Here is a 13,240-nt window from a genome sequence, read left to right as displayed (position 1 = left end):
GATGCCGGCGGCGCGCTGCGCCACCGGGGAGTCACCGTGCGGCGCCAAAGGCGACCGGGTCAATGCCGCCAGCCCACCACCGCGCCGCGCGTCGAGCTGCCGATGCTGCGCACCCGGCCGCGGACGGCCGCCGCCACGTCGATGCCGCCGGTGCGGGCCAGGGTCAGCGCCACCGCCACGGTCACCAGGCCGGGCAGCACGGCCCCGGCCAGCAGGCCGGCGCGCGGACCGAGGTGCTGGATGATCGCCCCGACCACCGGCCCGCCCACGCACCCGGCACCGAACACCGCCACCAGGTAGATGCCCATGACCCGGCCGCGCATCTGCTCGCCGGCGGCCAGCTGCACCGTCGCGTTCGCCGACACGCCGAACATCACCGACGCCAGGCCGGTGACCGTCAGGGCCGCGGCGAACGCCACCTCGCCGGGCGCCAGGGCGGCGAGCAGCTGCGCGGAGGCCAGCGCCCCGGCCAGCGTCACCAACTGCCGCAGCCGCAGCGGACCCCGCCGGGCCGCCAGCAGCGACCCGACCACCGATCCGCCGGCGAGCATGCAGGTCAGCAGGGCGAACCCGCTCGGGCCGCCGTGGAACACGGTGGCGGAGAAGGCCGCCAGCGTCACCGGGAAGTTCATCGTGAAGAGCGAGAAGGTGGCCGCCAGCACCATCGGCCACCACATCTGCGGCCGGGTGTGCATGGTGCGGGCCGCGTCGATCGCCCGCATCGCACCCGCCGCCGAGCGTGGCGTCAGGTGCAGGTCCGCCGTACGCACCCGGGTCAGCGCGAACACCGACGCGCCGAACGAGGCGGCGTTCACCACGAACGCCGAGCCGATGCCGATCCACCCGATCAGCACGCCGCTGACCGCGGGACCGACGGTCGCACCCAGCTGGAACGCGGCCGAGTTGAGGCTGATCGCGTTGCGCAACTGCCCGGGGCCGACCAGCTCCCCGGCGAACGACTGCCGCGTCGGGTTGTCGACCGCCGTCGCCAGGCCGAGAACCGTTGCGACCGCGAAGATGTACTCGACCCGCACGGTGTGGGTGAGCACCAGCGTGCCGAGAACCGCGGCACAGCAGGCGATCACGGTCTGGGTGGTCAGCAGCACGGTGCGCTTGGGGTAGCGGTCGGCGAGCGACCCGCCCACCGGACCGAGCAGCAGCGTGGGCAGGAACTGCAGGGCGGTGGTGATCCCGACGGCCGTCGCGCTCCCGGTGAGGGTGAGCACCAGCCAGTCCTGCGCGATGCGCTGGGTCCAGTTGCCGATGTTGGCGATGAGCTGACCGGTGAAGAAGACCCGGTAGTTGCGGATGCGGAGCGAGGCGAACATGGACGAGCCCGCACGGGCAGGGCGAGGCGAGAGCACGAGGATCCCAACGTTTCGTATGCGGAACTGACCGGTCCATCCTGACCTCGGCGCTGCTCATTACATGTCAGAATCAGCCCTATCACTCTCATCGTGTTCCGTGATGATTGCTGCCGGGCGGCGCGGGCGGCGCGGGCGGTGCGCGGCCGGACGGTCGGAAGGGCGGCGCATGTACGACCCGGAACAGCTGCGGACCCTGGTCGCCGTCGCCGACACCCTGAGCTTCACCAGGGCCGCCGAACAGCTGGGGCTGCGGCAGCCGACGGTCAGCCAGCACGTGCGCAAGCTGGAGGTGGCGGTCGGCCGTCCGCTGTTCCTGCGGGACACCCGGTCGGTCACCCTGACGGCCGACGGCGAGGCGATGACCGGGTTCGCGCGGACGATCCTGGCGGCGCAGCAGGAGGCCGAGAGCTGGTTCACCGGCCGCGGGTTGCGGGGCCGGCTGCGGTTCGGGGTGTCCGACGACCTGGCGCTGACGGCGCTGCCGCGCATCCTGCGGGAGTTCCGCCGGCTGTACCCGCGGATCGACCTGGAGCTGACCGTGGGGCAGAGCGCGGGCATCCACCGTCGGCTCGAGTCCGGGCACCTGGACGTGGCGTTCGTCAAGCACCAGCCCGGTGACCCGCGGGCGGCGGTGGTCCGTCGTGACCGGCTGGTGTGGGCGGCCGCGGACGGCACCCGGCTGGATGCTGCCGAGCCGGCACCGCTCGTGGTGTACCAGGCGCCGAGCCTGAGCCGGTCGCTGGCCGTGCAGGCGCTCGAGGCGCAGGGCCGGCCGTACCGGATCACCTGCACGGTGCGCGGTGTGAACGGGGTCCTGGCCGCTGTCCGGGCCGGTCTCGGGATCGCGGTCTTCCCGCGGACCCTGGCGCCGGGGGACCTGGTCGAGCTGGGTGCGTCGGCCGGGCTGCCGGAGCTCGGCGAGATCGACTTCGTGCTGCTGACCGGTCCGCGGGCGCCGGCCGAGGCGGCCGGGGCGCTCACCACGGCGATCCTGGGCCACAACCGCGCCCTGCACTGAACCCGGCTCCCGGCGGTCCGGGCCGCCGGCTGGCCGGTCGGTGGTCCGGTCGTCGGCTGTCGGTGCCGTCTCCTACGATCGAACACAAGTTCGATACAGGAGGCGCGATGGTGAATGCCGTCGAGAGGGACGTCGGGCCGGCACCGGGCATCGGCGGGCCGGGACCAACCGTGCCGGGCGGGCGTGGGGAAGCGCTCTGCCTAGCAGGACGGCCCGGTGCCGCCGGTGGCCGGTTGCCGTGGCCGGGTCGTGCCGGGGTGCGGCCGTGGAGGTGACCGGGGAGGGTCCGCACCGGACCGTGGCCGTGTGGTGCCCCGACTGGCCGGTCGCGGCCGGATTGCGGGCGGCGGGTGCGCCGTCCACCCGGCCCGCCGCGGTGTTCCACGCCAACCGGGTCCGCACCTGCAACGCCGCGGCCAGGGCCGAGGGGATCCGGGTGGGGCAGCGGCGCCGGGACGCCCAGTCGCGCTGGCCGGAGCTGCTGGTGCTGCCCGCCGACGCCGATCGGGACGCGCGGATGTTCGAGCCGGTCGCGGTCGCGGTGGAGGACATGGCGCCGGCCGTCGAGATCCTGCGGCCCGGGCTGCTGGTCTGTCCGGTCCGCGGGCCGGCGCGGTACTGGGGGTCCGAGGAGGCGGCCGCCGAGCGGATCGTGGACGCGGTCGAGGCGCTGGACGTGGAGTGCCAGGTCGGGATCGCCGACTCGCTGGCCGTGGCGGTGCTGGCCGCGCGGCGCTCCGTCCTGGTCCCGCGCGGCGGGTCCGCCGCGTTCTGCGTGCCGCTGCCCGTCGGCGAGCTGGCCAGGGACCCGGCGATCGCCCCGCCGGAGCGCGCCGAGCTGGTGGACCTGCTGCGCCGGCTGGGGATCGACACCGCGGGGGAGTTCGCCCGGCTGCCCGAGGCCACGGTGGCCACCCGGTTCGGTGCGGACGCCGTCGTGGCGCACCGGCTGGCCCGCGGGCTGGCCGAGCGCGGGGTGTTCCGCCGCGTCGTGCCGGAAGAGCTCGCGGTGGAGCAGGTGTGCGACCCGCCGCTGGAACGGGTCGACACGGCGGCGTTCCTTGCCAGGGCGCTGGCCGAGCGGTTCCACGCGGCGCTGGCCGACGCCGGACTGGCCTGCACCCGGCTGGCCATCAGCGCGGCCACCGACCGCGGCCGCGAGCTGACCAGGACCTGGCGCTGCGCCCGGCCGCTCACCGCAGCGGCGACGGCCGACCGGCTGCGCTGGCAGCTAGACGGCTGGCTGACCGCCGGCCGCACCCTGTCCCGGGACGCCGACAGCACGCCGATCGACGGGGACGGCCACGGTCCCGGCGGCATCACCCTGCTGCGGCTGGAGCCGGTGGAGGCGGTCGACGCCGGCCTGGTGCAGTACGGGCTCTGGGGGTCCGACGGCGAGGACGACCAGCGCGCCGGGTGGGCCTGTGCCCGGGTGCAGGGGTTGCTGGGACCGGAGTCAGTGCTGTCGCCGGTGCGCTCGGGCGGCCGCGGACCGGGGGACCGGATCACCCTGGTGCCGTGGGGCGAGGAGAAGGTCCCGGCCCGGGACCCGGAGGCCCCGTGGCCCGGCGCGTTGCCCGCGCCGTCGCCGACCCACCTGTCCGCCGACCCCGCCGGCGGGCCGGTCGAGACGGTCCGGCTGCTCGACGGCGACGGCGACGAAGTGGTGCTGACCGGGCGCGGGCTGCTGTCGGCGGACCCGGCACGGCTGGTCGGGGTGCGCATCGACCCCTGCCAGGTGCTGGACTGGGCCGGGCCGTGGTTGCTCGACGAGCGCTGGTGGCTCGCCGCACCGCCGGACGGCGCGCCCCTGGTGGCTGCCCGGCCGGCCGTCGGAGCACACGGCGTGCAGCGGGTGCCGCTGGGCGGCGCGCCGCTGGTGGCGGCCCGGCCGGCCGGGTCGGGGCCGCCGGGTCCGTACAGCACGGGGCCCTACGAGCCGGGGTACCGCCCGGTGCGCCGGGGCCAGCTGCTCTCCCGCCGGCTGCCCGAGGACGAGGACGCCGCCGGCCCGGACGCCGTCGAGGTACTGCCGGGCGTTCCGGGCACGGTCGGCACCGTCGGCACGGTCGGCACGGTCGGCACGGTCGGCACGGTCGGCACGGTCGGCACCGTCGTCACCCGGCCCGCCCGCCACCGCGCCCGGCTGCAGGTGCTGACCGACACCGGTGCGGCGCTGCTGCTGCTGCACCGGGCGGACGGCTGGGTGGTCGAGGGGGTGTACGACTAGTGGCCTGGTCGAACCCACCGGTGCCGTGGGGCGAGTTGGAGCGGGCGTTGTCCGGGCGCCAGCCGCTGCCCGGGCGGGGCCCGGACGAGGTGCTCGCGCGCCGGCAGCGGGCGGCCGAGGCGGCGGAGTCCCTGGCCGCCCGCCGGGCGGTCCGCGCGGCGGACGCCGGTCCGGTCCCCTACACCGAGCTGCACTGCCACTCGGCGTTCAGCTTCCTGGACGGCGCCTCGACACCCGAGCAGCTCGTGGCGGAGGCGCTCCGGTTGGGTCTGGAGGGTCTCGCGCTGACCGACCACGACGGCTTCTACGGCGTGGTGCGGTTCGCGGAGGCGGCGGCGGGCACCGGTCTGCGCACCCTCTACGGGGTCGAGCTGTCGCTGGGGCTGACCGAACCGCAGCTGGGTGTCCCGGACCCGGCGGGGGAGCACCTCCTGGTGCTGGCGCGCGGCCAGGAGGGGTACCGCCGGCTGGCCGGGGAGATCACCAGGGCGCAGCTGGCCGGTGGCGAGAAGGGCCGTCCCGTCTACCGGCCCGCCGATCTGGCCGCCGCCGCGGGCGACGAGTGGCTGGTCCTCACCGGGTGTCGCAAGGGCCGGGTGCGGCGGGCGTTGTCCCGCACCGGCGCGGACGGGGCGAGGACCGAGATCCGGGGTCTGGTCGAGCTGTTCGGCCGGGACAACGTGGCCGTCGAGCTGACCGGACACCGCGCACCCACCGATGACGAGGACAACGACGTGCTCGCCGCGCTCGCCGACGAGCTGCGGCTGCCGGTGGTGGCCACCACCGGCGCGCACTACGCGGCACCGGAACTGGCCAGGCTCGGGATGGCGATGGCCGCCGTCCGGGCACGCCGCAGCCTCGACGAGGCGGACCCGTACCTGCCCGCCGGCCCAGGAGCGCACCTGCGGTCGGGGGCCGAGATGGCCGCCCTGTACCGGCGGCACCCCAGGGCGGTGGAGACCGCCGCGGCGATCGGGCGCGAGTGCGCGTTCGACCTCATGCTGGTCGCCCCGCAGCTGCCGCCCTATCCGGTGCCGCCGGGACGGGACGAGAACAGCCACCTGCGGGCGCTCGCCCTGGCGGGTGCGGCGCACCGGTACGGCCGCCCGGAGGACAACCCGGCGGCCTACCGGCAGATCGAGCGGGAGCTGGCGATCATCGCCGAGCTGGACTTCCCGGGCTACTTCCTGATCGTCCACGACATCGTCGACTTCTGCCGTCGCGCCGACATCCTGTGCCAGGGAAGGGGTTCGGCTGCGAACTCGGCGGTCTGCTATGCGCTCGGGATCACCGCGGTGGACGCCGTCGAGTACGGCCTGCTGTTCGAGCGGTTCCTGGCGCCGGAACGCGACGGCCCGCCGGACATCGACGTGGACATCGAGTCCGACCGGCGGGAGGAGGTGATTCAGTACGTCTACCACCGGTACGGCCGGGAACGCGCCGCCCAGGTGGCCAACGTCAACACCTTCCGGCCGAAGATGGCGGTGCGGGACATGGCCAAGGCCTTCGGGCACTCACCCGGCCAGCAGGACGCTTTCTCCAAGCAACTGGACGGCTGGACGCCGCTGGCTCACCAGCTGCGGGAGATGGAGCAGCACCGGGAGGCCGCCGGGGACGGGGACGCCGGCACCGGCTCCCGCCTGCTGGAGCACGAGATCCCGGTGGAGGTGCTGGACCTGGCCGGCCAGGTGCAGGACTTCCCGCGGCACCTGGCCATCCACTCCGGCGGCATGGTGATCTGCGACCGGCCGGTCGGGGAGGTGTGCCCGGTGGAGTGGGCGCGCATGGAGAACCGGTCGGTGCTGCAGTGGGACAAGGACGACTGCGCCGCCATCGGGCTGGTCAAGTTCGACCTGCTGGGGCTGGGCATGCTGTCCGCGCTGCACTACGCGGTGGACCTGGTGCGCGAGCACGAAGGGGTCGAGATCGAGTTCCACAAGCTCGACCTCGAGGAACCGGCCGTCTACGAGATGCTGCGCCGGGCCGACTCGGTCGGCGTCTTCCAGGTCGAGTCCAGGGCGCAGATGGCCACCCTGCCCCGGCTCAAGCCGCGCACCTTCTACGACCTGGTCGTCGAGGTGGCGTTGATCCGGCCGGGGCCGATCCAGGGCGGCTCGGTGCACCCCTACATCCGGCGGCGCAACGGCGAGGAGCCCGTCGTCTACGACCACCCGGTGATGGAGCGGTCGCTGGCCAAGACCCTGGGCATCCCGCTGTTCCAGGAGCAGCTGATGCAACTGGCCGTCGACGTCGCCGGGTTCGACGCCGGGGAGGCGGACCAGCTCCGCCGGGCGATGGGCGCCAAGCGTTCCGGCGCCAAGATGGCCAAGCTCAAGGAGCGGCTCTACACCGGGATGGCGGAGAACCACGGCATCACCGGAACGGTCGCCGACCGGATCTACGAGCGGCTGCTGGCCTTCGCCAACTTCGGCTTCGCCGAGTCCCACGCCCTGTCCTTCGCGGCACTGGTCTTCTACTCGTCGTGGATCAAGCTCCACCACCCGGCGGCGTTCACCGCGGCGCTGCTGCGGGCGCAGCCGATGGGTTTCTACTCGCCGCAGTCCCTGGTGGCCGACGCCCGCCGGCACGGGGTGACGGTGCGCCGCCCCGACGTCAACCGTTCGCTCGCCGCCGCCACCCTGGAACCCGGCCCGGACGGCCGGCCGGCCATCCGGCTGGGCCTGGCCGGCGTCCGGACCATCGGCGACGAGCTCGCGGAGCGGATCGTCGCGGCCCGGCCGCCGGAGGGGTACGCCGACATCGACCAGCTGACCCGCGCGGTCACCCTCACCGTCGCGCAGGCCGAGGCGCTGGCCACCTCGGGAGCGTTGGATCCCGTCGTCACCGGCCACGAGCGACCCGGCGACCCGGCGGCCGGGCGGGCCGGGCGGGACCGCCGGCAGGCGTTGTGGGCCGCGGGTGCCGCGGCGGGGGACCGTGCCGGGACGCTCCCGGGCAGCACCGTCGGGCTGCAGGCGCCGCCGCTGCCCGGCATGAGCGAGATCGAGCTGACCGTCGCCGACATCTGGGCCACCGGGATCTCCCCGGAGGCCTATCCGACCGAGTTCTCCCGGGACCACCTGGCCGCGATGGGGGTGCGGACGGTCGCCGAGCTGGCCGAGGACGTCCCGCACGGCACCCGGGTGCTGGTCGCCGGCATCGTGACCCACCGGCAACGGCCGGCCACCGCCTCCGGGATCATCTTCATCAACCTCGAGGACGAGACCGGGATGGCCAACATCGTCTGCTCCAACGGCTTCTGGGCGCGGAACCGGCGGGTCGCCCGGGGCGCCGGCGCGTTGCTGGTCCGCGGCCGGCTGGAACGGGCCGGTGGTGCCTTCTCGGTGCTGGCCGACCGCATCGCACCCATCCAGCTGGTCGCCACCACCCCGTCCCGGGACTTCCGGTGACCGGCTCCGTCCCGCCGGCCCCAGCGGGCCCGCCGCGGCCGCCCTGCAGGACCGGTCTCCGCCGTGCGCTGCGGGCACGGCGGCCCGGTCTGGCACGATCGGCTGCCATGCGCGCGGGTCGGGGTCGAGCGGTGCGGTCCGGGTGGCGGCGCCGCCGATGAGGATCGCCACCTGGAACGTCAACTCGATCCGCGCCCGGCTCGACCGGATGGTGGACTGGCTCGGCCGCAGCGACGTCGACGTGCTCGCCGTCCAGGAGACCAAGATCCCCGACGAGTCGTTCCCGGCCGCCCCGTTCCTCGACCTGGGCTACGAGGTGGCGCACCACGGCACCTCGCAGTGGAACGGTGTCGCGGTGCTGTCCCGGATCGGCATCGACGAGGTGCAGCAGGGCATCGACCTGCTGCCGGGCTGGGGGGATCCGGCGGTCGCCGAGGCCAGAGCCCTGGGGGCCCGGTGCGCCGGTGTCTGGGTGTGGAGCCTCTACGTGCCCAACGGCAGGGCACAGGACGACCCCCATTTCGCCTACAAGCTGGCCTGGCTGGACGGGCTGCGGCGGTTCGCCGCCGGGCGCCTCGCCGAGCGACCCGACGTGCAGCTGGTGCTCTGCGGCGACTACAACATCGCGCCGACCGACGACGACGTCTGGGACCCCGAGTACTACCGGCCGTTCACCCACACCACCCCGGCCGAGCGGGCCGGGTTCCAGGCACTGCTCGACGCCGGCTTCACCGACGTCGTCCGCCCCTACACGCCGGGCCCCGGCGTCTTCACCTACTGGGACTACCAGCGGCTCGCGTTCGCCAAGCGGCGCGGCATGCGGATCGACTTTGCGCTGGCGTCACCCGCGCTGGCCGCCAGGGTCACCGGCGCCCTGATCGACCGGCAGGAGCGCAAGGGCAAGGGCGCCTCCGACCACGCCCCGGTCATCGTCGAGCTGACCGACGACCACCCCGAGCCACCGCGCCGGGTGCCCGCGCGGCCGGTCCCGTCACCCCTGCCCGCGGATCCCGCGGCACCGGACGGGCCGAGCGCGGACGCCTCGACCGCCGACGCCTCGACCGCCGACGCCTCGACCGCCGAAGCTGCGACCGCCGGCGCCCCGACGGCCGACACGTCGACCGCCGGCGCCACGCCCGGTACGTCCGCGGTCCCCTCGGCCCCGGACGCGCAGCCGGCACTGTTCGAGGAGCCCTGGTCGTGACCGGGTCCACGGGCGGGAGCGCGGAGGGCGTCGGGGGTACCGGCGGTGCCGAGGACGCTGCCGCCGGGCCGGTCCGCGTCCTGGTCCTGCAGCACGACCCGTCCGATCCGCCGGAGCTGCTGGCCGGGTGGCTCGAGCAGGCGGGCGCCCGGATCGAGCTGTGCGTGGCCCACCGCGGCGATCCGGTGCCGCGGACCGCGGCCGGCTGGGACGCGATCATCAGCCTGGGCGGCGAGATGGGTGCCCTGGACGACGACGTGGCGCCGTGGCTGCCGGACACCCGGCGGCTGCTCGCCGACGCCGTCCGGACCGGGACGCCGTACCTGGGCCTGTGCCTCGGTGCCCAGCTGCTGGCCGCGGCCACCGGCGGCCGGGTGGCGCGCGGAGCCGACGGCCCGGAGATCGGCGCCTACCTGGCCGCCAAGCGGGACGCCGCGACGGACGACCCGCTGCTCGCCGACCTGCCGATGACACCGGACGTGCTGCACTACCACGACGACGTCGTGGAGACCCTCCCGCCCGGTGCCGTGCTGCTGCTGTCCTCGCCGGGCTACCCGCACCAGGGCTTCCGCGTCGGGCCGGCCGCCTGGGGACTGCAGTTCCACATCGAGTGCTCGGCCGCCACCGTCCGCGGGTGGGCGGTCGGGGAGATCCGGGCCGCCGAGCGACGGATGGGGACGGCGCTCGACGACGCGGCCGAGGCGATCGCCCAGGTGTGGCCGCCGGTGATCCGCCGTTTCGTCGGCCTCGCTGCTGCCCGGCGCCGCGGCGGGGCGTCCCTGGCCGGCCGGCGGCTCCCGCTGGCCGGTGCCCCATGACCCGGGTACGCCCGTCCGCTGCCGGCGGGTGTCCCGTGACCCGGTACGCCCGCCCGCTGCCGGGCGGTGCCCCGTGACGCGTCCCGCCCCGCGGACCCTGGCCCGGTTCGGCCTGTCCGACACGCCCCGGGTCGTCGAGGACCTGCGGGCGGTCGGACTCCTGGCCGTCGACGGGACCGTCGGCGAACCCGACCTGCCGATGCTCGCCGCCGTCTCCCGGACCGGCCGTCCCGACCTGGCGGTCGCCGGCCTGGCCCGGTTGGTGCAGGCCGGCGCCGACCGCGCCGCCGTGCTCGAGGCGCTACGCGACCAGCCGCGCTTCCGCGGCCGGTTGCTCGCCGTCCTCGGGGCGTCGACCGGACTGTCCGACCACCTCGCCGCCCACCCGCAGGACTGGGAGCGGCTGCTGGTCGAGGCCCTGCCGGGACACGAGCTGGTGGATCCGGCCGGCATCCGGGCCGGGATGCTCGCCGCCGTGGGCGTCGAACCGTCGGCGCCGCCCTGCACGGGCACCGGCGGCGCCCGGGCGTCCGTGACCGGCGGAGCCGCCGTCGCCGCGCTCCGGCGCGCCTACCGCAGCACCCTCCTGGTGATCGCCGCGCACGACCTGGCGCCGGCGGTGGAGGCCTCGCTGCCGGCCGCGGCCCTGCCGGCCGTCTGCCGGTCGCTGACCGAACTGGCCGACGCGACGCTGCAGAGCGGCCTGGCCGTCGCGGCCGCCGCCCTGCCCGCCGCCGCCGCGCCGGCCCGGCTCGCCGTGGTGGCGATGGGCAAGTGCGGCGCCCGCGAGCTCAACTACCTGTCCGACGTGGACGTGATCTTCGTCGGCGACCACCCCGACGACGCGCCGGACGGGGCCGACGAGACCCGCATGCTCGCCACGGCCACGACCCTGGCGTCCTCGCTCATGCGCATCTGCGGCCAGGCCGCGTGGGAGGTCGACGCCGCGCTGCGTCCCGAGGGCAAGGCGGGTGCCCTGGTGCGCACACCGACCAGCCACGCCGCCTACTACCGCAAGTGGGCCAAGACCTGGGAGTTCCAGGCCCTGCTCAAGGCCCGTCCGGCCGCCGGGGACCAACCGCTCGGCGACCGGTTCATGGAGATCGTGGAACCGGGCGTGTGGAGCGCCGCCGGGCGGGAGTCGTTCGTCGACGACGTGCAGGCCATGCGCCGCCGCGTCGAGGACAACATCCCCGAGGACCGTCGCGACGGCGAGCTCAAGCTCGGCGTCGGCGGGTTGCGGGACGTGGAGTTCGCCGTCCAGCTGCTGCAGCTGGTACACGGCCGGACCGACCCCGAGCTGCGCCTGCCGAACACCCTGATCGCGCTGCGCGCCCTCGTCCGCGGCGGCTACGTCGGGCGCACCGACGGCGCGGACATGGCGGCGGCCTACACCTTCCTGCGGCGGGTCGAGCACCGGTTGCAGCTGCAGCGGCTGCGACGGACGCACCTGCTCCCGCAGGACGACGCCGACCTGGAGTGGCTGGCCCGGTCCGACGGCTACCTGTCGACCGGCCACGCCAGCGCCGCCGACGCGTTCCAGGCCGACCGGGTGCAGCACCGCGCCACGGTCCGGCGGCTGCACGAGAAGCTGTTCTACCGGCCGCTGCTGCACGCCGTGGCCGCGGTGCCCGGCGAGGAGCTGCGGCTGACGCCGGAGGCGGCCGCCGAACGGCTCGGAGCCCTGGGTTTCCGCAACCCCGACGCCGCCCTGCGCCACCTGGCCGCCCTCACCAGCGGTGTCAGCCGGCGCGCCGCCATCCAGCGCACGCTGCTGCCGGTGCTGTTGGAGACCTTCGCCCGCAGCCCCGACCCGGACGCCGGGCTGCTGGCCTACCGGCAGGTCTCCGACGCCCTGGCCGGCACGCCGTGGTTCCTGCGGCTGCTGCGCGACGAGGGACTCGTCGCCCAGCGGCTGGCCACGCTGCTGGGCGGCTCCCGGCTGGTCGGCGACCTGCTCACCCGCGCGCCGGAGGTGCTCCGGCTGCTGGTCGACGACGTGGCGCTGACCCGGCCGGAGCCGGAGGACGTGCGGGCAGCGCTGCTCGCCCGGGCCGCCCGGGCGCCGTCCGCCCAGGAGGCCGTCGACGGTGCCCGCTCCGCCCGCCGGCACGAGATGCTCCGGCTGGCGTGCGGCGACCTGCTCGGCCTGATCGGCGGGACCGACATCCTGCGCGGCCTGACCAGCGTGGCCGAGGCGACGGTCCAGGCCGCGTTCGCCGCCGCCACCCGGCAGGTGGTCCAGGAGCGGGGCGCCGAGCGGGCGCGCATCGCGGTCGTCGGCATGGGCCGCCTCGGCGGGGCGGAGGTCGGGTACGGCTCGGACGCCGACGTGGTCTTCGTCGCCGAGCCGCTGCCCGGCGCCGACACGGCCGCCGCGCTGGACGACGCCAACGCCGTCGCGGACCTGATGACGCGGCTGCTCGGCCGGCCCAGCCCGGACCCGCCGCTGCCGCTGGACGCCGACCTGCGACCCGAGGGTCGCAACGGGCGCCTGGTCCGGACGCTCGACGCCTACCGCAGCTACTGGCAGCGCTTCGCAGCGCCGTGGGAACGGCAGGCGCTGCTGCGCGCCCGGCCGGTGGCCGGCGACGCCGAGCTCGGCGCCGCCTTCGTCGCGGCCGCCGACCCGTTCCGGTACCCGGCCGACGGGCTGGACCAGCGGGACGTCATCGAGATCCGCCGGATCAAGGCCAGGGTGGACGTCGAGCGGCTGCCGCGCGGCGCGGACCCGAACACCCACACCAAGCTGGGCCGCGGCGGCCTGGCCGACATCGAGTGGACCGTGCAACTCCTGCAACTGCGGCACGCCGGCGCGGTGCCGTCGCTGCGGACCACCGGCACGCTCACCGCCATCGACGCGGCGACGACCGCCGGGCTGCTGTCCGTCGCGGACGCCGCCGCACTGCGGGACGGCTGGCTCGAGGCGACCCGCACTCGCAACGCCCTGATGCTGGTCAGCGGCCGCCCGAACGACCAGATCCCGGCGCACGGCCGCGAGCTGGCGGGCGTGGCGCGGGCACTCGGCTACCCGGAGGGGGGCGACCCCGGGGTGTTCGTCGACGACTACCGGCGGGCCGCCCGCCGCGCCCGCCAGGTGGTGGACCGGCTCTTCGACGGCAGCTAGCTGTACCCGGCCAGGACGTTGGTGACGGCGGGGCGGCTTGAACGTGGGAGAACCTCCGGGTGGGGT

6 protein-coding genes and 1 pseudogene are annotated in these 13,240 nt (G+C 75.6%); 6 read left to right on the top strand and 1 reads right to left on the bottom strand.

Going from position 1 to position 13,240, the window contains the following annotated elements; genetic code table 11:
- Positions 1 to 59: 59 nt before the first annotated feature.
- On the bottom strand, positions 60 to 1,328 hold the full coding sequence (locus IEY37_RS17265) for an MFS transporter (RefSeq protein ID WP_188943809.1): 1,269 nt from the start codon (positions 1,326 to 1,328) through the stop codon (positions 60 to 62).
- A gap of 205 nt (positions 1,329 to 1,533) precedes the next feature.
- Here IEY37_RS17265 and IEY37_RS17260 point away from each other — a divergent pair, with 205 nt between their 5' ends.
- The 6 genes and pseudogenes from IEY37_RS17260 (at position 1,534) to IEY37_RS17235 (ending at position 13,174) form a co-directional block, all read left to right on the top strand.
- Positions 1,534 to 2,385, top strand: coding sequence for a LysR substrate-binding domain-containing protein (locus IEY37_RS17260; RefSeq protein WP_188943807.1), 852 nt, complete (start codon positions 1,534 to 1,536; stop codon positions 2,383 to 2,385).
- A 265-nt stretch (positions 2,386 to 2,650) separates the two neighbouring features.
- Positions 2,651 to 4,615, top strand: coding sequence for a DNA polymerase Y family protein (locus tag IEY37_RS17255; protein ID WP_229674576.1), 1,965 nt, complete (start codon positions 2,651 to 2,653; stop codon positions 4,613 to 4,615).
- Complete coding sequence (locus IEY37_RS17250; RefSeq protein WP_188943805.1) at positions 4,615 to 8,025, top strand: error-prone DNA polymerase; 3,411 nt, start codon at positions 4,615 to 4,617, stop codon at positions 8,023 to 8,025. Before IEY37_RS17255 ends, IEY37_RS17250 begins: the two co-directional genes overlap by 1 nt.
- A 157-nt stretch (positions 8,026 to 8,182) precedes the next feature.
- Positions 8,183 to 8,971 (top strand): annotated as a pseudogene (locus IEY37_RS17245) (exodeoxyribonuclease III); the annotation flags it as partial.
- Positions 8,972 to 9,225: 254 nt separating this feature from the next.
- Positions 9,226 to 10,047, top strand: coding sequence for a type 1 glutamine amidotransferase (locus IEY37_RS17240; RefSeq protein WP_188943803.1), 822 nt, complete (start codon positions 9,226 to 9,228; stop codon positions 10,045 to 10,047).
- Positions 10,048 to 10,120: 73 nt separating this feature from the next.
- Positions 10,121 to 13,174 (top strand): bifunctional [glutamine synthetase] adenylyltransferase/[glutamine synthetase]-adenylyl-L-tyrosine phosphorylase, encoded by a 3,054-nt coding sequence (locus tag IEY37_RS17235; protein WP_188943801.1) that lies wholly within the window; start codon positions 10,121 to 10,123, stop codon positions 13,172 to 13,174.
- Positions 13,175 to 13,240 lie beyond the last annotated feature (66 nt).

The sequence above is a fragment of the Nakamurella endophytica genome (genome assembly GCF_014646215.1).
GTDB classification, from domain to species: Bacteria; Actinomycetota; Actinomycetes; order Mycobacteriales; family Nakamurellaceae; genus Nakamurella; species Nakamurella endophytica.
The sequence above is the reverse complement of the archived record's forward strand: the minus strand, read 5'-3'. Positions and strand labels throughout refer to the sequence as shown.

Bases quoted from the DNA above. Each gene is read 5' to 3' on its own strand.
- IEY37_RS17260 (WP_188943807.1), top strand. From the start codon at position 1,534: ATGTACGACCCGGAACAGCTGCGGACCCTGGTCGCCGTCGCCGACACC.
- IEY37_RS17265 (WP_188943809.1), bottom strand. From the start codon at position 1,328: ATGTTCGCCTCGCTCCGCATCCGCAACTACCGGGTCTTCTTCACCGGT.